Genomic DNA, 22666 nt, shown 5'->3' on the forward strand with positions numbered 1-22666 from the left:
GCTAAGTCAAAGAGGAGCCGGATGAAGAAAAATCTTCATGTCCGGTTCTGAAGGAGAGGTGGGGAGAGCGATTTCCCCATCGACTCTAACTCTAATTGGGGGCACGTTCTAGAAAGTCTTGATTTGTCAGTCAGGGAATGGCGTTGTCCTTCGTGTCAGTCAGTGAATGGAAGGGATGAAAACGCCGCACGTAACATTCAAATGGTTGGGGCATCAACCGTTGGGTTAGGTGATGTAAGTCGGGTTATGCCTGCTATCGCTGTTTGACCCCACGGGATTCAGTGCTGAGTGCTGTTAGCGGATAGCTAAGGTTTAGCCCGTGCTGAGACAGGAAAAACAATTAACAATTCAAAATTAAATACATTTTCAGGGCATTGGGAAGAAAGCAACTTCTTCGCCATGCCCCATGCCCCATTCGCCATGCCCAAAAACTCCATCCCCTTGTGGGTGGAGTTTTTTATTCTTCACTTCATTACTCAGCACTGCTATAACTATAGTCTTGGTGGTACTCGATCAAGGCAGGGAATAGAAGGTGGCTCATACTTTTTTATTGGAACCAGGACGCTGGGTAATGCAAGGAAATTGGCTGGAACGTAATGGTATGCCAATCAGCGTCAAGGGTATGACCTTGGTAGCTTGGAATCGAGATAACTGGTTTACTATGGCCACAAAACTGATATTTCCTGGTAGCGATCGCTCGGAGATTTCTTTGCAATACAAGGGGCGGTTACATGATGGAGAACGTCAGTATACTTTTCTACTCCAACATAATCTTTTGGGACAGGTTGAAGGCGAAGGCTGGATTGGTCTAGATACTATTGTGCAGCATTATCGAGTACTAGGCGATCGTCAGCGTCGTAGTGGGTTTGAAACCCTACACCGGATTTCGGAAAATGCATACTACCTCAGCAGTGGCATCTTGGCTGGTCATTTTTTAACTAACACAATGGAAGCTAGCCTAGAGCGTCAGTCAACCTAAAAATTTAGGGAAAAAAGCTTGATCTCGATATAGCCGTTTTAAGAGGTTAAGTGCTGTTTGACAAAAGGTATTACAGACTATAAAATCTGACAGCGATCGCCCTTTGGAGGAAAGTTTGTGATCTATGGAATATCTCATGCCCGACCTTAACGAGCAATCGTTTATTCTTACCTATTTACTTACTAAATTGTAACTAAGTAGGCAAGAATAGATCAAACTATGTTACGCAATATAAAATTTATGAAATAGCGTCGTAGTAAGGGTTTGAGTCCTCAAAATTGGGCTAGAGCCGCTGACTACAAACCTGGGATTATTTATGTCTACGTACTTATAGTAAAAAAGAAATTTTCAAATTATCATCAGGATTCCAGCATTTTCATCTAACCGTATAGTCAGGAGTTCAGTTTCATGAATCCTAAAGTCTCTGTCATTATCCCTGCTTACAATACTGAAGCTTATATTGCAAAGGCAATAGAGTCAGCCTTAAACCAAACGCTCACTGATATTGAAGTTATCATTGTCGATGATGGTTCAAGTGATCAAACTGTAGAAGTCGCTAAAAGCTTTACTGACCAACGTCTGAAAGTGATAGTTAATCAACAAAATCTTGGGGTTTCTGCTGCGCGTAATCGTGCCCTCAGAGCAGCCCAAGGAAAATGGGTTGCTGTTCTTGATTCAGATGACTGGTATGCTCCTGAAAGATTAGAAAAGCTTGTATTGCTGGCAGAGGAAACAAATGCAGATATGATTGCTGACGATCTGTATTTAATCAAAGATGGTGCAACATCTCCTTGGAGTACATTGATTCAAGAAAGTGGAGAACATATAGATATAGATAAAATTCTCCAAATTGATATCATTTATTTTGTAGAAACTGATGTCTATGGACAAGCAGGGTTGCATCTTGGTTTAAGCAAGCCTATATTCAAACGAGAATTTCTAGTTAAGCACGGTATTGAGTACGATGAAACCTTAAGCATGGCTGAGGACTTTTGGTTTGATATGAAATGCTTAATCAATGGCGCTCGCTTTTTTATTGTGCCGAAACCCTATTATTTCTACCGCTCACGCCCCAATTCTATAGTACGTCAAAGCATATTGTCACGTCTAAATCAATGCTGCATAGCTACTAATTCTTTCATTCAACAAGAAGCTGTGAAAAAAAATCCAGCTTTAATGCGTGCTCTGTCTTATAATCTTGCAGTTTTTAAAAGAAATCTAGCTTACTTTCAAGTTGTAGTGCCTCTCAAGCAAAGACAATGGTTAACAGCATTAACAGAAATCAGGGAAAATCCATGCTTTTTTTATGATTTTATTTATCGACTTAAGAATATTATCGAACGTCGAATTCAATACTATGTGATGGGTAATAAGTCAGTTTTTGAGATGTCTTATAACCTACAGAAAAAACGAAAAATTACCAATTAGTGCTATCACAGTTTTATCAAAAAATAATATATCCTTACATACTCAGGATGAGCCTGAAGTTTAACAACCTGAGCAGGCAATAAGTATCTGTGATTACCCCTACTTACAAAACAAAGGCAGAGGACAGGCTTGCTGGAGATAGGAGGAAAGTGCTAATCAAGCAAAACTTTAGCTGTGGGTCATTACCCACTAAAAAAACAGTTATAAAATCTGCCCCGCAAAGCTTCATGTCGCCCCCTCAGGCTTTATTGATATTCAAAACTCCGCACTCACCATACAGTTATCAGAACTGTATGGTGAGTGTGCTACTACCTAATTAAGGTTTTTGGCAGATCCTAGAGTTATCTATTTAGTCAAAATTGGGCAAACTAAAACTACACGACAATTAAAGTGAAAAATGGTACAAAACGTCATTATAAATTTACCCTTTCTGCTTGTTTGATCTAGTATGTTGCACCAGTTGTAATAACCGTCTCGGTTGCAACCTACCAGATCATGCCTTCAATCCTCTAAAAGAGGACTGAAAAAAGCTAGTAGAGCACCGCCTAAAGAGAGCAACGATTGAAAATAGCACAAAAGCTTACCCTATAAGCTTTTCGACTTCCGACTTCTGCCTTGCGGTACAAGCCTAGTAGTCTGTCAAGAAATAATTGACGAATAAATTTTCTGTTGAGACGGCGATTTATCGCGTCTCTCCAACCGTCAAAATGGGTTTGACAGACCACTAGAAAGTCATTTCTGGGCGCAATAATTCAGATATCAGTTTGAATGCACTTTTCCTCCCAAACACTTACAACCTGCTTTTGGATTCAAATTCTCTATGTCAGACCCCAACATTGGTCGCTTACTAAGCAAACGCTACCAACTCCAGGAGTTAATCGGTACTGGAGCAATGGGTCGAGTTTATCGTGCTAAAGATACTTTGTTGGGAGGTGTACCTGTTGCGGTTAAGTTTCTCGCTCTATCAATCCAAAATGAAAAGCTGCGATTGCAAGACCGCTTTGAGCGAGAAGCAAAAACCTGTGCTTTACTAGGGCAAAAAAGCATCCACATTGTCCGAGTTATGGACTATGGCGTAGATGACAATAACACCCCATTCTACGTCATGGAATACCTGCAAGGACAAAGCCTGAACAATATTATTCGCAAACAACGACTGCCTTTACCAAGATTCCTGAGTATGGCGCGTCAACTCAGCCTGGGGTTACAGTGTGCCCATGATGGTATCCCAGTTGAGGGCACCATTTGCCCAATTATCCATCGCGATGTTAAGCCAAGCAATATCCTGGTGATTCAAGATCCCAGTTTTGGAGAATTGGTCAAGGTTCTAGATTTTGGTATTGCGAAGTTATTACAGTCAGATGGCGACCATACAAAATTTTATTTGGGGACATTGGCTTATTCTTCTCCCGAACAGATGGAGGGTAAAGAATTAGACAACCGTGCTGATATTTATAGCTTGGGCGTGATGATGTTTGAGATGCTCACAGGCAAAATGCCACTGGTGGCACTAACTCACTCTTTTGGAGCATGGTATAAAATACATCACTATCAAAAACCACGTTCTTTTACTGAGGTTGTGCCTGGATTAGAACTACCAAAAGAAGTCGAAAATTTGGTGATGAGTTGTCTAGCTAAAGTACCACGCGATCGCCCACAAAATATCGCTGAAATCCTCAGAGTTTTAGCATCTGTAGAAAAGCCTGAGCATACACGCATCCCTAAGCAAGACAGCCATGCCCTAATTCCTGCTACTACAGTTAGCCCTAAGCTTGTTAGCCCTAAGCTTGTTGAACAAAAGACAAAAGCCGATTTGCGGGCATCCTCAAACGATGAAATCGCTCGTGCCATTTCCTGGCCGCCAAATAAACCAATTGCCGATATTGTGTTTCCCCAGCCCATTCATATCAATGGCGAGGTTTTACCAGCTCTCTGGGTGATGCTACCGCAAGAGGAAATTCAAAAGCGCTTACTCTGTACCCGCTATAATCAATTTCTTTTCATCTCTGTTCCTCATCCCATGCTGCTATGGATTACTGTCATCTATAACCGCAAACATGGCGCTAAATGGTTGCCTTATTACCTTGATCTCAAAACCAGTCTTGGTCAAGAAGCTGCCCGGTTACTACAGCATACAGGTTACTACCGCCTGTTGTTCTTTGCACGAGAAACACCAAATCGCTGTACTCATATCTTACTTTCCAGCGTCGCTTCTGCCCAGCGCCAACGACTGCAAGAGTGGGTCGCAATCAGCAATACATCAATATCATCTGCCGACCCCCAACTTAGTAAAAGCTTGCTCAAAAGGGAGTACGAAAAGATTAAGCCTCAAATTCTGACAAAACTGGAAAGTATTGATACAGATACTCCATACGATCTTTGCAGCTAGGCATAATTTCTGAATGTTACATGTTTTAGATGGAACTAAGGGATGTAAACTCCAAGAATGTAAACTTTTATAAACAAAATATATATAAAGATGTAAGTTCTAGTTATATGTATAAAGAGCGAAATAACTAGCTGCCAAAGCGGTGCTATCTAAATTCTCTGTTACTCTTCCTGTGTACATATTCGAGATGATTATAAATTTACGCAGGTGGGATTCTCAGACTAGACGAGACAAAACAAGTTTCGCTAAAACAAACAATGAATTTAGCCTACAAAGCTAAAGTTATATCTAGACTCCAGCAGATGTGCCGTAGAAAATGTTTACTCATTCTTAGTTAATTTCGTGACTTGAAATTTTGCGCCACTCTTGTGGAATTACTTATCGAAGTTGACGCCCCGACAGCCCCAGCTCTTTTCCTCTTTGGAACCAAGCAAGAGAAGGAGGTCGTCCACTGCGACATCAGAACGACTCTATGCCATAGTGGAACCGGAATCTAAGCCCCACTGGTGCTTAAGAAGCTCTTGATAAGTTGCCTCGCGCACTACCATTTGCTCATACAGCTTCACCAAAAAGTCTTTAGCTTGTTCGTGGCTCATATTTTGCACCTGAGTAGAAAATGAGCAGATACTGAATTGCTGTTCCAAGGATAGTTTCATTGGTTGGTTCATAAGTTAACTCCGAAAAAACAACGCGTAAAGGTGATATCGGTCACAGAAGACCAAATGGGATAATATTTGGACTTGTAACTGTCCAACATTTGTTTGTTCCTCCGTATTAAGAAAGATAACAATTGTTTGACAGCTTTGCCCACATTCTAAATGGGGAATTTTTCTGCTCTGATATTTTGCACCTCATCCTACTGATATACCACCCAAGTCAGGCAAGGCAGATTCCGGAAAATCGGCTCTGTTTGGACTCAGATAGGTATAACTACCTCTGTCACTCCTCCGACTTTGCACAACTCTTCTTTGAGGAGAAGAGCAGGTACTATCCTTAGCCCCCGATAGTTTTTCTGTTTAAGAAAAGCTAAGATCCTCTCTCCCCCAATATGGAGGAAACTTCGGAGGGTAGGGGTTTTCAGGAGGTTGGGGAATGAATGGTAATAAGCGTGAATTATAGTCGCTTTACCTTATTACGTGCAACATGTCAATTTACCAATTTATGCAAATTTAGCCTCATTAGCGCACTTTGGAGGGTAAAAGTATTTGTATCAAATTGTAAAAAGGAAAAATGCTCACGCTGAACAAATTGCTGAGTATATTTACCGGATTAGTCATTTGTCCTTTGTCCTTGGACAATAAGTAATGACTAATGACTATTTTCTTCGAGTGAGACGATGACAACTGTGATGTTATCGTGCCCTCCGTGGTCTTTGGCAGCCTCAACTAGAGAGATGGCGGCTTTATCAATCCAAGGGCTATCTTGGAGGCAGCTAGCAATCTTCTGTTCGACAAGTTCTTCTGTGAGACCATCACTACATAACAGCAAGCGATCGCCAACTTTTACATCTAGTGGTTGCACATCAATGTGATGCAAGTCTTGACGCCCCAAACAGCGCGATAATACATGACGAAAAGGATGTAATCGTGCTTCATCTAAGGTGATGTCGCCGATTTTGATTGCCCGTGCTACCCAAGTGTGGTCTTCCGTTACCTGTTCTAATTGCGACTCTCGGAAGCGATACAGCCGCGAATCGCCAACATGAGCGCACCAGGGCGACTCTGGGGCGCGAAAAATTACCGCTACAACCGTTGTACCCATGTCGGCGCGTTCGGGATGATTTTGCTGATCGTGCAAAATCGCTTCATTGGCTCCCCACAAAGCTTGCTCGATCAATTCTTCGGAAGATTTAGGAGATTGCCAATTTTCCACCAAATACGCCTGAATTTTCTTAGTGGCAATCCGACTTGCTTCCTCACCTCCCGCATGACCTCCCATCCCATCGGCGACAACGAAAAACCGCCCCTCTGGGTCGATATAGTAACTATCCTGATTATTAGAACGAATAAGTCCCGGATCGGTAAAACCCGTGAAATTAAGTTTCATAATTTTTTTTGCAACAATTAATACATACGGTCGTAACGGTCGAGGCGTAAAAGTAGTCGGATCAGGATCACTGAAAGCCCTGCTGCAATTAAACCAGGGATTAGTGCCCACCATTCATGATTACTAACCACTAAAATCGTAGCTGAAAGTGTGAAACCACTGATTAACAGAGCATAACTTATTGAAAGTTGAATACTGCTCTGCCGCCGCAACAACCGTTCAGTTTCTATAGACCGAACGCGCAGGCGCATATCTCCCCGCTCTAGCTTCTCTAGTGTATCCTCTAATCTACGTGGTAGACCAAAGGCAGTACTACTTACCTGAGCTGCTTGACGACTTAATTCGTTAAGAAAGCTATTCCCCTCAGAACCATTCATATCGGTCATAAGCTGCATTGCATATGGTTTGGCAACTTCCATAAAGTTAAATTCTGGATCTAAACCTTTGCCTACTCCTTCTAGAGTAGAAAAGGCTCGCATCACAAAAGTGAAGGTTGCTGGAAATCTAAATGGCTGATTATAAGCTATTTCATAAAGATCGTCACTGATTGCGGCGACCGATTGATTTTCAAAAGGCTTATCCATGAAATGATCCAGCATATACTGGACGGAACGCCGCACTGGTCCCATGTCATCCGTTGGGGCGATCGCGCCTAAATCGATTAGAGACTGCACAACGCGATCGCCATCTTTTTGGGCAATACCAAACAGGGTTTGCATCAATCCTTCGCGGACATTGGCTTTAATCCGCCCCATCATGCCAAAATCGTAGAATATTAAAGCTCCACTTGCACTAACGGCAATATTGCCTGGGTGGGGATCAGCGTGAAAAAAGCCACTATTAAGTAACTGAATTAAATAGGCTTGAGCGCCTTGACGAGCGATCGCCTTTCGATCCAAACCTGCTGCTTCTAAAGCTTCGTATTGGCTAATTTTAATTCCAGGGAGATATTCCAAAGTCAGGACTCTGGACGTGGCGTAACGCCAATATATTCTAGGAACATTTACCCAATCGTAGCCGCGAAAGTTCCGGCGAAAAGTATCGGCATTACGACCTTCGTTAAGATAATCAATTTCTTCCCAAAGAATACGACAACACTCGTCATAAATACCCAACCAATCTCGCCCTTTTCCCCATTTGGGATGGTTTTGAAAGTAGCGGGTAATTCCCTTGAGAATTTGTAAATCTATTTCAAATAACTTCTTTAGTCCAGGACGTTGCACTTTGACGACAACTGATTCCCCAGTATACAGTACAGCTTTGTGTACTTGCCCCAAGCTAGCAGCAGCTAAGGGAATAGGTTCAAAATTATGGAAGAGTTCAGGAATTTTCTTGCCTAATTCTTTCTCAATGGTCGCTTCTACTTGCTCATAGCTAAATGCCGGTACTTTGTCTTGTAATTTGGCTAGTTCTTCTACATATTCACCAGGGAATATATCAGCACGGGTAGAAAACAATTGCCCGACTTTGATGAAGGTTGGCCCTAAATCCAGCAGGGTATTGCGAATCCAGACCGCTTGAGTTTTGCGTCTTGCAGCTTGCTTGACTTCAGTTACTCCACCCGCGTAACTCCAAGATTTGTTGTATAGCCAAAGCTTGAACATTAAGGTCAAGACAAAAGACCAAATGTCCACAAAACGCCGTCTGCTAGAGTAGTTTTCCCGATTCCAACGGTATGCCTTATCTGAATAACCTTGTTCCATATGCTTTGTGTACCGTTGGTTTGCGATCGAATCACCTGGAAGAAAAGACACTCTGATTCCTAAACTGTTTTTGATAAAATGTCCTTTGTCATTTGTACTTTAACCAAATGACTAATGACAAAATTTATGCAGAAGTTCGGCGATAATGTTGCAATTCTGTTCGTAACAGGGCAATTTCTGCTCGCAATTCATCAATATCTGCTTGCAAGTCACCGGAATCAGAACTGGCTTGCCGACTACCTGTGGTAGATTGACCTGCATTAGCTACTTCTGCTGCCCGATTTGCCCGCTCTAGGACTTCTTCTGTAAACTGGCGCAACTGCTCTCTAGCTTCGGCATCAAATTTGCCCAGATCACTCAAAGCATCGGTCAAGGCGACCTCTAAACGCTCATTAACTACTTCAGCTACCGCTCTGCCTACGAAAAAGGCTTGCACAAGGGGGTTACTCATAAATTTTTGTTACGTTGCACCGCAAGAGAATTATAGCTTGCCTGTATGCTTTACGGCTTCTGCTGAAGAGTTAGAAATTTGGGGTTGGCGATCGCTTTTTCTATTTCCCCATATCTATTTTTCCTCACAAACACTTCATGTCAAAAATATTAATTAATTAATGTATCCCTGGTAATTTAAGTATATTTACGTATTACAAAACCCAGATCGAACCACTGGAAGTCGCGGCTACACAAAAGAAGTCCGCGCAGGCTGACTACATCTTCTAGCCTGCGGAGTCACGCTTTGTTCTGGTAGCCGCGATTTTAATCGTCTGGCTGTGGGTGGGGCTGTGGGTGGGGCTGTGGGTATGGCTGTGGCTGGGGCTGTGGGTATGGCTGGGGCTGTGAGTTCGGCTGTGTATTGGGTTGTGGGTCTGGCTATGGATTGGGTTATAAATTTGGCTGAAGACTCATTTGCAACTGTACTAATACTACTAACATTAGGATTTGGAGCTAGCGTAGGAACTGGGATAATAGCAAGCTTTCTAAATCCATTTATTTTGTTAGCACTAACTGTAACCAGTTTACCCCAGGGCTATTTCATTCTAAAATGTCACGTTTTATGCTTAGGAGTTAATTGTCACAAAATGGTCGTTTTTGAGGGGTACATTCGTTGCTAAATTATTGTTTTTCTCAAAAAGATTCGTAAAAACTGCCCTAAAAATAGAATGAAATAGCCCTACAATTTAGACTATTGCGATCGCATATAATGTCATAGGCGATCGCCTGTCTTTACAAAGCGTTAATCTAGTGCGATTTCTCTTTTAATAAAAATGTTAAGATTTAATTATCATCAGATAGTTAGATTATTTTATGTTTTATAAAGTAAACATTATTATCGAAAAAGATGAAGAGGGCTATTACGCTTATTCTCCAGAACTTCCCGGCTGTCAAAGTCAAGGCCATTCCTTGGAAGAAGTAAGTTCAAATATCAAAGAAGCTGTTGAAGTCTACCTAGAAACTCTATCAGAGTCAGAGAAACAGGAACTGAATTTATAATCTGTTGCTCAATACTCCACAAATATATGTGCGATCGCTTCACTAATTCATTTTAGATAGTGTTGTGCTAAAAACTCCTCAGCCTCAAATCTATCTTTAATTACTCCATTTAAGGTAGCAGCAAGTACATCATCTAATATTTGCCGATACTGCGGCCCTGGTTTGTAACCAAGTTTCTTTAAATCATTGCCATTCAATAGTGGCTGCACATTCGCCCAAACAGTCAAATATTCCCAAATCTGATGTCTAATCTCTCGCGGACTTTGCACGGCGATTAAAATCAGCATTGGTAAATCATATTGTCGCAGCAACTGCACTACTTGACTGGGGCGTTGTAAAGTGGGTAATAATGTCATCACCTCAGTTTGAACTTGAGCTAAGTTCTTCAGCCTAGCAATGCTATCCTCTGGTAATTGCAGATTTTTTGCTACTTTCGCCCGATATTCTGCTGCTAAATGGGCGATTAACGTTTCTAAGCGCATTTCCCAATGGATAATGGTTGGTTGCGGGTCAAATCGCCGCAAACAGCGTTCTAGCAAACGTAATTGTCGTATGACTTCCATATCTAGCTTCAGGCTAGGATGGATACATTGCAAAGCCCCTAAATTATCGAGTAACTGCAAAGCCGATTTCCAGTAGGGGGCTTCTAGGATGTGCTTTAATTCTGTTTTCAGTCGAGTTTGCAGGGCTGGAGTTCTGCTATTCTCTTGAGCAGTGCGATCGTAAACGCCACTGTTGATGGCATAGCGGATAAACTCTTCAGTTTGCGGTTCAATCTGAAATCCGAAGCGCACAGCAAAGCGCACACCACGATAAATCCGGGTGGGGTCTTCGATAAAGCTATTGGCGTGTAAAACCCGAATTTGTTTAGCTTGTAAATCGATTAACCCGCCAAAGAAGTCAAGTAGGGGCGCAGCAGCCTGCGCCCCTACACCAGCACGGGGAGTAGTCAGGCGCAAGGCGAGGGCGTTAATGGTAAAATCTCGGCGATACAAATCTTGACGGATTGAACTCGCCTCAACTTCTGGATTTGCGGCTGGATAAGGATAGAATTCTGTTCTAGCGGTGGCAATATCTACCCATAGAGAATCTAATTCTGGGTCTTTGTGCCACAACAAAGCCGCAGTTTGAAAAGCCCCGTGAATTTCTAAGCGAGCCGCAGGGTAAAGTTGTTGTAGTGCCTTTGCTAATTCTACACCAGCACCGACATCTGCTGATTTGTGAAAACCATCAACCACAAGGTCAATATCTTTAATCATCAAAGTGCCCGATGCTTGGGCTAATAGCAAATCGCGCACTGCACCCCCCACTAGATAAAGATGCCAACCCCGTTTTTCTGCCTCTTGCGATGCTGTGGTAAGTAATTGCCACAATCGAGGAGCAAGTTTATTCTGCAATTGAGGGAGATTAAGATTACTTTCCCCCCTTCTTCCTGTCTTTGTCTGTTCCTCACTTCCCCTCTCCTCTTCTCTTTCCTGATGTAATTCCCTCAATACATCAGTACGAGTGACAATACCAACTAACTGCTCATTCTCCATTACTGGTAAGCGTCCGATATCATAAGTCACCATCACCGACTCAATTTCTGGCAGTGTTGTATCTGGCATAATTGTTTTCAGATTTCTTGTCATGTAACCCTTAACTGGTGCATGACTAAATCCGTGGTGCAAGGCGATATCAATATCCCGCCGCGAAATAATACCTACCAGTTGCTTTTGAGCATCAACTACAGATAAACCAGAGTGTCCATAGCGTAATAAAATACGCTGGGCTTCGGCAATTGTGGTTTCAGGCAGAATAGTGCGGACAGGAGAAGACATCAAATCCCTAGCAGTGGGGGGATGGGGAATTTGTGCTTTTACTCCGTCCAGGAGTTGTTTTAATATTGCCTGCGAATCTACTTTGCGTAAGTTCAACGATGCGGCTTGGGAATGACCGCCGCCGCCCAAGAGTTGGAATAATAGGTTGAGATTTGTTTTGGGAATTTGCGATCGCCCAATTACAGTTAAGCGTGAATCACTTTCACCCAAAGGATACTCATTAGCTAATAGTATGGCATCAATCTCGGTTAATTCCACGAGTTCGGAAGCTAGACTCGATAACCCCGGCACAAAACTATCTGTTTTCAAAGTTACCCAAGCAACCGTATATCCATGTAGATAGAGATATTCTAAATTTTCCAGCGCCTCAGTTAATAGCTGCTGCAATTGTAAAGACAAGCCAGGGTCACGGTAGGTAGAAATTACCGACAAACTGGCACCTTGTTGCATCAACCAAGCCAAAGCTAAAGCATCCCGTGGTGTAGACTGGTCAAAGGTCAAAGAGCCAGTGTCAACGTGGATACCTAAAGCCATCACAGTTGCTTCGGCAGGAGTCAGGGAAATTTGTTGTTGTTGCAATTGCTCAACAATTAAAGTTGTAGTGGCTCCCACTGAGGAAATATGCGATCGCGTGGCGGGAATATCTGATTCTTGTCCTAAGTGATGGTCATAAACTATAATCTCTCTTAAATCGGGCAAATCTAACCACTCGGCAGCTTTACCCAAGCGATGGCGCTGTTGCGTATCCACCACAGTCAGAGAACGGATTTTTTCTGGATTCACCGAACGGCGTTCAATCAACGGATATTCATCCCGATGCAATGCTAAAAAATCCCGTACAGTAGGATGAGAACCGCCAGTCAGCACAACCTTACTTCCCGGTAGTAGGCGTGTTAGCCCTACTGCTGCTCCTACCGCGTCAAAATCTGCTGTTGTGTGGCAAAGAATTAAATCCATCTATATGCATACTACTAACTTACCAATACAAACTCAATCCTACTCCCGAACAGTTTGTCACACAGCTATTCACCAAAGTTAGCTTCCGCAACTTGATGCGCTTGTAGGAGCCTAGCATGATCGAGAGTAAATCCTACTTGCATCGCTATCTGGGTAAATAAATCAATCTCAGGCTGTTGCCAATTACGGGGTTCAGAACACTGATGTGCAATTAACAAACCAAATAGTTGCTCATCTTTGATAATTGGTGCTACTAAATTTGCTTTCACAGCAAAGGATTCCAGCAGGTTAATGTGACAATCAGCCAAACTCGACTCATAAATGTTGTTGATTGCGACAACGCGACCAGACTGGTACTTTTCTACATAGCCTTGAGTGAAACAGGGGTCGTTGATTTTAGACCGCAAAACTTTGGGATAACCTGGAACCACTGATTCGGCAATTATAATTCCAAACCAATTAGCGTAAAAGCTATAAACTAGAACTCGGTCAGTACTTAGTGCTTTGCGAACTTCTTCCACAGTGGTTTTGATGATATCCTCTTCGTTAAGCGATCGGCGAATACTGCGGATAATATCCACCAGTAACTGACTTCGCATACTTTCTGCTTCGATTCGTTGTAGCAGCCTGGCATGGTCGAGAGCAAATCCCACTTGCATCGCTATCTGGCCAAATAAATCAATCTCAGATTGTTGCCAATCACGGGGTTTGGAGCATTGATGTGCAATTAATAAGCCAAATAGCTGTTCATCTTTAATAATCGGGGCGACTAAATTTGCTTTCACAGCAAAAGATTCGAGTAAGCTAATGTGACAATCAGCCAAACCGACTTCATAAATGTTGTTTATTGCTAGAACGCGACCAGACTGATACTGTTCTACATAGCCTTGACCAAAACATGGATCTTGGATTTCAGATTGCAAAACTTTTGGGTAGGTGAGAACAACTGATTCGGCAATCACAATTCCAGACCAATTCGCGTAAAAGCTATAAACCATCACTCGGTCAGTACTCAGTACTTTGCGAACCTCTTCGACGGTGGTTTTCAAGACATCCTCTTCGTTGAGCGATTGGCGAATGCTGCCGATAGTATCCACCAGCAACCTGCTTTGCACACCTTCAGCATCGATTCTTTGCAGCAGCCTAGCATGGTCGAGAGCAAATCCCACTTGCATCGCTATCTGGCCAAATAAATCAATCTCAGGCTGTTGCCAATCACGGGGTCTGGAGCATTGATGTGCAATTAATAAGCCAAATAGCTGTTTATCTTTGAGAATGGGGGCGACCAAATTTGCTTTTACAGCAAATGATTCGAGTAGGTTAATGTGACAATCACCTAAACCAGCTTCATAAATGTTGTTTGTAGCTTGAACACAACCAGACTGATACTTTTCTACATAACCCTGACCGAAGCATGTATCTCGGATTTCCGATCGCAAAACTTTGGGATAACCTGGAACCACTGATTCTGCAATCACAGTTCCAAACCAATTAGCGCTAAAGCTATAAACCAGCACTCGGTCAGTACTCAGTACTTTACGAACCTCTTCCACGGTCGTTCTGATCACATCCTCTTCGTTGAGCGATTGGCGAATGCTGCGGGTAATTTCTATAAATACCTGAGCTTTATCTGCCTTGGTATCTACCTGTTCTAGAAGCTTGGCGTAGTCAAGGGCAAATCCTACTTGCATGGCTATCTGAGCGAACAAATCAATCTCAGACTGCTGCCAAAAGCGAAGTCTAGAACACTGATGTGCAATCAATAAACCAAATAGCTGTTTGCCTTTGAGAATCGGTGCTACTAAATTAGATTTGACAGCAAATTGCGTAAGCAACTCAATATCACCATCACTCAGATCGGTTTGATGGATATTATCAATAGCACGGATGCAACCATTCTGATATTTTTCTATATACCTGGCATCGAATCCAGGGTCAGAGACTGTAACCCCTAATATTTTCGGTAAGCCAGGTGCTACTGATTCGGCAATAAAGGTTCCATTACTGTTGGAGTTGAAGCAAAAGATGGTTACGCGATCAATGCTTAAAGCTTTACGAATTTCTTCTGAGGTAGTTTTGAGAACATCTTCTTTGTTGAATGATTCTCGAACCCATCGGGTAATTTTTATCAATAGTTGGGAGTAATCAGCTTCGGCTTCTTTCTCTTGTATCAAAACTGAAAGCAGCTCTGTGAATAAGTTGATGTTTCTCTCTAACATCACTAATTCATCTTCGCTAGCGATGAAAACTTGAGTAAATTCACTGTCTGGACGTAGCTTATTTTTGATCAGATTAGAAGTTGCCGCAACCTTGCTGACTCGATTAATAGCTCGATTCGCCACAAAAACAGCGATCGCACCTGCGAAAATTGCTGTAACCCCCATACTAGTTAACAACACTGACAGTTCTTTCTGTAGAGCAAGTTCAGTTTCTGTTGAACTTTTTGCACTCTCCTGTCTGACTTGCGGAATTTTTTTGGTAATTAAATTAACACTATAAAAGTAAGTAACTGTTCCAATTGCAACCACAGGAAGGACGCTGATACTTAGCGCCCAAACTATTGCTTTAGTCTTTAAACTCCATTTTTGTTGCCACAGCCTTTGTTGCCGATTTTGTCTTGCTTGGTTTTGAGAAAAAGACTGACTCATAAATGAAACCTGGATTGCGGCAATTGAGGATCAAGTAAATAACCTCACCATCAAATTTTACACAAAACTTAATGAACAATGTCTGGCTTTCAGGAGTCTTTTTTTGAGGGACTAACCTGCCACGTCATCTCCGATAATGCTTTTGTTTCCTTTGACCTCAAAAAAATCGGGTCTGATTAACGGGCTTGTTAACAATCGAATTGCGATCGCTTTGTTTGAATGTCTTATTTTCTCATCAGGTGTTGCGGTTTTAGGGACTGACAAATAAAAAAGCATCCAAAATTATCTTGTGGGATGGGTGTCCTCACCCGTCCTATATTCAGGGCGGGCAGGATGCCCACCCCACAAAAGGGATAATTTATTTCTTGGAAGTCCCTTATAACAAGATAGCCATTAAGGTTATTTTATCGGATCTATGCGATCGCACTTGCCATTTCCGCAGCTAAAAGGGCGGTTAGAAACCGCGTCTACACGAGACTTTACCCACCTTTCCTGCGGAACGCCAAGGGCGAACGTGGGTTAAGAATCCTTGATTTTGTATTAGTCCACGAACGCGAACAGCGTCTCGAAGAGAAGGTGGACGAGAGTTTGTGTAGCCGCGTACTCCTAGGTCGAAGCAAGCTACGCGTCAGCGTGCCGGAGGCTCTATTCTATTCGCCCTGGCTCTAAGTTGACTTACGGCGAAATAGCTAAAATCTTGGAGTGGCTGGAGGCTTGACGGGAATCTCAATCCAGAACTCTGTACCTTTGCCAGGTTCTGAAATGCACTCCATTATTCCACCATGTTTTTCGACAATAATCTGATAGCTAATTGACAGTCCCAGTCCTGTACCCTTGCCTACAGGTTTGGTAGTATAAAACGGGTCAAAAATTCGCTTTTTCACCTCTTCACTCATTCCAGACCCATTGTCAATAATCCGAATCAACAGACGAGAGTTGTCTACTGAGAGTTTAGTGGAAATGTAGATAGTGGGCACTTGTACTGAGCGTTCCCGAAGTACTAGGGATAGGTTATACTCATTGTCCCCATTGTTCTCTGTGATCATTTCCTCATTCCCTATTCCCCATTCGCCATTCCCCATTCCCAAGGCATCTATGGCATTGCTGATAATATTCATAAATACCTGATTCATTTGGCCAGCATAGCATTCCACCAGTGGGATGTTGCCATAGTCTTTGATTACCTCAATGCGGGGAAATTCAGCATTTCCTTTCAGCCGATGTTGCAAAATTAATAAGGTGCTATCAATGCCTTCATGCAGATCAACGCGCTTGTTTTCAGCCTCATCCAAGCGAGAAAAATTGCGTAATGACAGTACTATTGAGCGGATGCGATCGGTTCCTACTTGCATTGAGCTGATAATTTTTGGAAAGTCTTCTAGCAAAAAGTCAAAGTCCATTGCTTTGATCGCTGTGCTAATTTCACTATGGGGATGGGCATAGTGTTGCTGGTAGAGACGTAAAATTTCTAGCAGTTGTTCGGTGTACTCACTGGCGTGGCACAGGTTCCCGTAAATAAAGTTAACGGGGTTGTTGATTTCATGGGCGACACCTGCCACTAACTGTCCTAAGCCGGACATTTTTTCGATCTGAATCAATTTTAGCTGTGTTTCTTTGAGTTCATTTAGAGAATGCTCTAACTGGGCAGCTTGATTTCTGGATTCAGTTTCGGCATTATAGGTTTGTTCGTAGAGTTGTGCTTGTTGAATGGCGATCGCAGCCTGATCTGCTAACTGCTGCAATAAATCAATTTCTGCATCCTGCCAATCTCTGGGAGCCTCACACTCATGGGCAATTATTAAGCCCCATAGTTCCACACCTATATTAATCGGAACTATTAAGTTTGCTTGCACTTGCAGACTCTGCAAAAACTCTCGATGACAATCACTTAAAGCAGCCGTTGAAACGTTGTTAATTGCCCGTATCCTGCCCTGAAAGGATAGACGGCTATACTCATCAGGAAAGCATTCTCCTGGTGCATTCAATCCCAAAACTGACTGCCAATTGCCATTAATCTCTTCCACAATCACTGATTTAGTCTTCATTTGGAAAATCAGCACTCGGTCTGAATTTATCAGGGGACGGACTTCCCGAACGATGGATTGCAGGGTTGTCTGCAAGTCTAATGTGCGGCGAATATGCTCTGTGACTTGCTTGAGTACTTTGGCAAGCAGTAATGATTTTTCGAGTTCAGCAGTTTGCTCTTGCACCTGCAATTCTAGGTTGGCATTGAGCGTCTGTATCTCTTTGTACATTTGGTGCTGCTCAATTGCCATTGAGAAATGCTCGGATAAGGCTTGCGCCAACAAGATTTCTTCCGGTTTCCACTCAGATGATTGCCCCTTTTTTTGCTCTCGCCAAAGCTCAAAGGAAAGCTGGGGTAACACTTGTCGGCGATTTTCTTCACATCGTCCCGCCCACAAGACTTCTGTTTCAAATTCAGAGCGAAAAATGCTTAATACACCAATAAATTTTTCGCGGTAATGTAGGGGAATCACCATCAGTCCGCGAATTTTAGTAGAACGGAATCCTAAAGCCAAAACTCGCAAACGTGGTTCTTTGTAGAGGTCATCGCTTGCCCAAATATTACCTGGTTTACACTCAGCCATCCAGTCTTGCCAGACGAGATGCTGTTCGATAATACTGTCATCTGACTGATAGGGGAGTTTCGGCTGGTCGCCCCAGGTGTATAGTTCCTGATTCTGTTCAATGTAAAGCCTGCCACCGACTCCACCGAAGCCAGTAATAACTTCTTCTAGCGCTCCCTGCAATTGGATTGTCGGTAGTTTATGTAATAGTGTGGTAACTCGGTTAATAGTAGCTTCTCGCTCTTGCTTGGCGAGGGATTGGCTGAGTAGATTACTTTGAGCGATCGCGATCCCTACTTGGTCAGTAACTTCCTGCAATACTTTTAGTTCCCGCTTCAAAATCTCTCGCGGTTCACTGTGGTGAGCTACCAACAATCCCCACAATTTAGGCTTTGCCGATTGTTCTTGGAGGTCGGAATGTAAAATTGGTATTACTAACGAAGACTGCACACCCATTGCCTTTAGGTATTGAATATGGCACGAGTCTACTTGCCGATAGTAGATATTGCTTTCTAGATATTTGTCAGATTCTATTGACTGTACAGGCGATAGCCCGATCTTCCCGTTTGGCACATCCACAATCGAACGTTGCCCCAATAACACAAACATCTCTCTGGCCGCTTGTGGAATATCATCAACTGGGAAGTGCAGCCCCAATAAAGATGGCAGACGTTGTTCATGAATAGATTCAGCAATGACTTCACCACTACCACCAGCATTAAAGCGATACACTTTCACGCGATCTACATTCAAAAATAAACGCACTTGGCTAACGGTAGTCGCTAATATTTCTGGGAGGTCGAGCGATCGCCTGATCTGTTTGATCATCCCGTGTAGTAAACTTTTTTGGACTACTAAGCTTTGCTGCAACTCGTTTGGTTTCTTGGTAAATTTCATTGTTTATATACAGTATGACTGAAGTCTAATTTTTTATAATTGTCCGTGATGAGAATTTTCAACTTCCCGAAGAATAATTCCGAATTCAGGAGCCAGGAGCCAGAATTCAGAATGGATCAGAGGATGTTTAAAAAGTCCTCTTGTTGGTAGCAAAAAGTTTTAGATCCCCCTAAATCCCCCGATAAATTGGGGGACTTTAATTCCGATTCCCCCCTTTTTAAGGGGAGCCAGCGCGGTCTTGGGGTCTCCCCAAGTGGAGCGACTGGCGTGGATTAGGGGGGATCAACAAGTGCCTAAAATCACAGTTAACCACTTTTAAAACAAACTCTAAAACCCTTTGGTAGGTAAATCAGCAAATACTTTCAAAATATCCTCTCAAATCTAAAGTTGAGAAAATATTAATCCAGACACCTATTAATTTTATATTCTTAATCATCAAACTATTTCAGTAATATCACTCAACTAATTTCTTCATAATTGCTTTAAAGTCAAAGTATTTTCCCCCTTTTTGTCCATTAATTCAATTAATTCTGATTGGTTCAAACAAATAACTAAATTATTAGCAACTTTTTCAAATATTTTTGGCTAGGGAATTTTACTATTCCCTGTATAATTGCTGATTTTATGTTGAATGTAACTATTTTGATGAAACTATTCGTAAATTATCGTTAAAGATCGTAAATTACGGATTTCTTCACGCACACTCATGAGAGTTTTACCGAGATGGTTTTGACCGGCTTGATTAGCACCACAGCCCCAAAAAGAATCAGTTGGGGAGTTTTCAACCAAAATCTCATCGCCTGTCCTCAAGAGAACTTCTCTAATATCGGCATGAGTGAGAAACTTTTTGAGTACAGCTTCTCGCATAATTTGAGTTTTAACTAAATTCCAGTCTTGACGGAGTTGGCGATCGCTACATCTTCCTAAAGCGGCAGCTTCTTCTGGGGTGGCGGCGGCATGGATCAGGGGTATAATTGCTGCATCTGTGCTGCCGACAAACTTTTGGGCTTGATAATAATGCTCAACCGTTGTCCAGGAAGTACCCTGGATGTGGATTTCGTGGGGAGAAAAGTTAGAAAAACAGCCATAAGGCTGCCAAACCTTATAAAAGTAAATAGTCATTTGAAAATTGCTCTTTTATATATCAACTTCAGGGTACCTGAAAGTTTTAGATTTCAAAACCCTTGCACTTCGCCTCGCCCTCAGCCATGATGTTGCCAGAGGATTCGTGACTCAAAAGACAAAACTGTAATTCAGGAGTCAGAATCAGGAGTCAGAATTCAGGAGTCAGAATTCAGAAGTCAGGAGTAAAACAGGCTTGATACCTGGCTTTGAGACGAATCGTTGTGTACTTCACCTTCCTTGAAATCTGCTGTAATTAGAAATATAAACTTTTGGAGATTTTAATGATGAATATTCGTCGAGTACTAGTCGTGACAGGGATTCCTGTTCTGGTTGGCACATTTGGTTTTATTTCACTCAATCAAGCAAATGCCGCTAATCAATTCCATCAAATTGCACAGGCGCAACTACCGCCCAACCAACCATCGGAGAAAGAGCCGCGTCCATCCCGACCTGATTTTGCAGCAGCGGCGGCAAAGTTAGGAGTTAGTGAAGCACAGTTAAAGGATGCACTAGGTGTTCCTGCTAATTTTCCAAATCAAGGCGATCGCAATCAGCGTCCAACTCGACCGAATTTTGCAGCTGCGGCGGCAAAGTTAGGAGTTAGTGAAGCACAGTTAAAGGATGCACTAGGTGTTCCTGCCAATTTTCCAAATCAAGGCGATCGTAATCAGCGTCCAACTCGACCGAATTTTGCAGCTGCGGCGGCAAAGTTAGGAGTTAGTGAAGCACAGTTAAAGGATGCACTAGGTGTTCCTGCTAATTTTCCAAATCAAGGCGATCGCAATCAGCGTCCACCCCGACCGAATTTTGCAGCAGCGGCGGCAAAGTTAGGAGTTAGTGAAGCACAGTTAAAGGATGCACTAGGTGTTCCACCTCATCCTCCTGGCGTTGACAGAGCCTCTCCTTACCAAAATCGCCCTAATCTACCAAAATAGCTGAACATTATCTAGATTAAGGAAAAAATTAAATCATCCATTAATCGTAGTCGCGTGGCAAGTCTAAAATAATGTATTCTAATTATCCCGTGGGATGAGCCTTTCGTCCCTGCGGTACAGGCTTTCCAGCCCACACCACAAGAACTACATTTTATACACTATTTTAGCTGTGCCACCTCACTATAGCGGTTCTGACTTCGGTGCAATATAGTGGTCACTTCACCCCGTATTTGCTTACCGAAAAAGTGGGTTTAAAGCTTTTTTCGACTTGTGTGTACACCGTAGTTCTCGCAAAGGGAGAAGATTCGGCTTCGCGGGGCGATCGCTGCGACCCATTGAAATAATCTTGCTGAAAAACGGGAAAACTATGGTTACTCCACTAATGGGGAAATTTCCATGAAAGTCCTGAATCAGAAAATGCTGAAAAAATCTCTGCTTAACTGTTTGATTTTGCCTTTTTCTCTAGCAACCGGGCTGTGCGTGGGAACGCTTTTTGATTCCCAAGCTAATGCTTTACCAGGGCAAAGTACAGAGGAAGTCGGCACTTGGATTAAAGCACATCCCACACTCCGCCCCACTCCTGGGGAGCAATTGTTTGTGCAAAAGACTGATACTGCTGCTCAACGATTTACTTTTCAAGCGTCGGTATTGCCTCCCGGTAGGATAGAATTTTCTAAAGACCGTGGCAGAATTCGCAGTGAGCGCATTGCCATGTATGATGCGATTAACGGCATGTCATTTACACGTCTCCAAGAATCCTTGCGGGTAATTTATGGCTTGGAGATTTATCAAGACTACGATCGCGCCCAAGTCGTGTACCAGTATCCTAACCAGAAGGTAATTGACTCGGCGCGTTTTGCCAAAACTCCGATTCGGGAAGCTTTAAAGGGAGAATTACGAGTAGGCGATCGTTATGTATATTGGGTGGAAATTGCTCAACCCAAGACAGGCAAAGCTTTTACCGGTCAAATGACGGTTTTGCTCAAAACTGACCTAGACAAGTTAGAAAGAGAACTGCAAAATCGTTAATGGGCATTGGGCATTGGGCATTGGGCATTGTGCATTGGGCATTGGGCATTGGGCATTGGGCATTGGGCATTGGGCATTGGGCATTGGGCATTGGGCACTTGTACTGAGCGTTGCCGAAGTATTGGGCATTGCTTATTCCCTCATCCCCCTCATCCCCCTCATCTCCCTCATCTTTTCTCGTTTAAAAATTACTGAATTAATGTTCTACAACTTCCCCAACCCTACAGGGGCTAGGGTTTGCCATATACCCGAAAAGATACTTTCAGATGCTAAGGAAATTCGTAGCAAATCTTCTTTCAGTACTGGGGGCCAATCAACCCCGGCTTTACGCCCTGCGGCAAATAGCTGTTGTGCCTTAATGCTTAACTGATAAAGGGCCAAAGCCAGTTCTCGGTCTAGGCTCTTTGCATCTTTGAGGGCTTCAAACACCACTTTCAATGCCAACAAAATCGAGGTGATCTGACCGGGTACCGGCGGTTTCCCCTGTTTCATACGCGTTAACAGCGCATCTGGGTTTTCCTCGGTTATGATTGTCTGATCTATGACGAGTTTCCGAGCTGTTTCGTAATTCATGTAGTCAGTTTAGCGTAGATTTTGTTTCAGCATGAGTACCTAATTAAAAAGTCATGAA

16 protein-coding genes and 1 pseudogene are annotated in these 22666 nt (G+C 42.8%); 7 read left to right on the forward strand and 10 right to left on the reverse strand.

What is annotated here, in order from left to right:
- Positions 1 to 90: 90 nt before the first annotated feature.
- The 4 genes and pseudogenes from V7L05_RS29270 to V7L05_RS29285 all read left to right on the forward strand — a co-directional run.
- A pseudogene (locus tag V7L05_RS29270) lies at positions 91 to 267 on the forward strand (zinc ribbon domain-containing protein); the annotation flags it as partial.
- A 265-nt stretch (positions 268 to 532) separates the two neighbouring features.
- Positions 533 to 979 (forward strand): hypothetical protein, encoded by a 447-nt coding sequence (locus tag V7L05_RS29275; RefSeq protein WP_335169427.1) that lies wholly within the window; start codon positions 533 to 535, stop codon positions 977 to 979.
- Positions 980 to 1387: 408 nt separating this feature from the next.
- On the forward strand, positions 1388 to 2407 hold the full coding sequence (locus V7L05_RS29280) for a glycosyltransferase family 2 protein (RefSeq protein ID WP_335169429.1): 1020 nt from the start codon (positions 1388 to 1390) through the stop codon (positions 2405 to 2407).
- A gap of 820 nt (positions 2408 to 3227) precedes the next feature.
- Entirely contained in the window at positions 3228 to 4796 is a 1569-nt protein-coding gene (locus V7L05_RS29285) for a serine/threonine-protein kinase (RefSeq protein WP_335169431.1), read from the forward strand.
- 470 nt (positions 4797 to 5266) lie between these two features.
- Here V7L05_RS29285 and V7L05_RS29290 read toward each other — a convergent pair whose 3' ends face one another.
- From V7L05_RS29290 to V7L05_RS29305, 4 genes are all read right to left on the reverse strand, one after another.
- Complete coding sequence (locus tag V7L05_RS29290) at positions 5267 to 5464, reverse strand: NblA/ycf18 family protein (protein ID WP_094348015.1); 198 nt, start codon at positions 5462 to 5464, stop codon at positions 5267 to 5269.
- A gap of 640 nt (positions 5465 to 6104) precedes the next feature.
- Positions 6105 to 6842 carry a Stp1/IreP family PP2C-type Ser/Thr phosphatase gene (locus V7L05_RS29295; protein WP_335169432.1) on the reverse strand — a complete coding sequence of 246 codons (738 nt, stop codon included), beginning with the start codon at positions 6840 to 6842 and terminating at the stop codon, positions 6105 to 6107.
- 17 nt (positions 6843 to 6859) lie between these two features.
- Positions 6860 to 8545 carry an ABC1 kinase family protein gene (locus tag V7L05_RS29300; protein WP_335169566.1) on the reverse strand — a complete coding sequence of 562 codons (1686 nt, stop codon included), beginning with the start codon at positions 8543 to 8545 and terminating at the stop codon, positions 6860 to 6862.
- Between the two features lie 124 nt (positions 8546 to 8669).
- Entirely contained in the window at positions 8670 to 8996 is a 327-nt protein-coding gene (locus V7L05_RS29305) for a DUF6825 family protein (RefSeq protein ID WP_335169434.1), read from the reverse strand.
- A gap of 854 nt (positions 8997 to 9850) precedes the next feature.
- Here V7L05_RS29305 and V7L05_RS29310 point away from each other — a divergent pair.
- Complete coding sequence (locus tag V7L05_RS29310; RefSeq protein WP_335169435.1) at positions 9851 to 10036, forward strand: type II toxin-antitoxin system HicB family antitoxin; 186 nt, start codon at positions 9851 to 9853, stop codon at positions 10034 to 10036.
- Between the two features lie 47 nt (positions 10037 to 10083).
- Here the strand turns inward: V7L05_RS29310 and V7L05_RS29315 are convergent, their stop codons facing one another.
- From V7L05_RS29315 to V7L05_RS29330, 4 genes are all read right to left on the reverse strand, one after another.
- Entirely contained in the window at positions 10084 to 12813 is a 2730-nt protein-coding gene (locus V7L05_RS29315; protein WP_335169437.1) for a CBS domain-containing protein, read from the reverse strand.
- 65 nt (positions 12814 to 12878) lie between these two features.
- Positions 12879 to 15461 carry a GAF domain-containing protein gene (locus V7L05_RS29320; protein WP_335169438.1) on the reverse strand — a complete coding sequence of 861 codons (2583 nt, stop codon included), beginning with the start codon at positions 15459 to 15461 and terminating at the stop codon, positions 12879 to 12881.
- A gap of 689 nt (positions 15462 to 16150) precedes the next feature.
- Positions 16151 to 18946, reverse strand: a complete 2796-nt coding sequence (locus V7L05_RS29325; protein ID WP_335169440.1) for a GAF domain-containing sensor histidine kinase — start codon at positions 18944 to 18946, stop codon at positions 16151 to 16153.
- A gap of 651 nt (positions 18947 to 19597) precedes the next feature.
- Positions 19598 to 20068, reverse strand: a complete 471-nt coding sequence (locus V7L05_RS29330; protein ID WP_335169442.1) for an NADAR family protein — start codon at positions 20066 to 20068, stop codon at positions 19598 to 19600.
- Positions 20069 to 20352: 284 nt separating this feature from the next.
- On the opposite strand from V7L05_RS29330, the gene V7L05_RS29335 reads away from it, so the two are divergent.
- Both V7L05_RS29335 and V7L05_RS29340 read left to right on the forward strand, forming a co-directional pair.
- Entirely contained in the window at positions 20353 to 21006 is a 654-nt protein-coding gene (locus V7L05_RS29335) for a hypothetical protein (protein WP_335169444.1), read from the forward strand.
- A gap of 417 nt (positions 21007 to 21423) precedes the next feature.
- Positions 21424 to 22035, forward strand: coding sequence for a hypothetical protein (locus tag V7L05_RS29340; RefSeq protein WP_335169568.1), 612 nt, complete (start codon positions 21424 to 21426; stop codon positions 22033 to 22035).
- Here V7L05_RS29340 and V7L05_RS29345 read toward each other — a convergent pair.
- Both V7L05_RS29345 and V7L05_RS29350 read right to left on the reverse strand, forming a co-directional pair.
- The gene (locus tag V7L05_RS29345; RefSeq protein ID WP_335169446.1) at positions 22009 to 22164 is read right to left on the reverse strand and encodes a hypothetical protein; all 156 of its coding nucleotides are present in this window, start codon (positions 22162 to 22164) and stop codon (positions 22009 to 22011) included. The genes V7L05_RS29340 and V7L05_RS29345 overlap by 27 nt on opposite strands.
- A 75-nt stretch (positions 22165 to 22239) precedes the next feature.
- A complete protein-coding gene (locus V7L05_RS29350; RefSeq protein WP_335169448.1) occupies positions 22240 to 22608 on the reverse strand; it encodes a Dethiobiotin synthetase in 369 nt (122 codons plus the stop codon).
- Positions 22609 to 22666 lie beyond the last annotated feature (58 nt).

Origin of the sequence: Nostoc sp. (genome assembly GCF_036917755.1) — a bacterium.
Taxonomy (GTDB): domain Bacteria; phylum Cyanobacteriota; class Cyanobacteriia; order Cyanobacteriales; family Nostocaceae; genus Nostoc.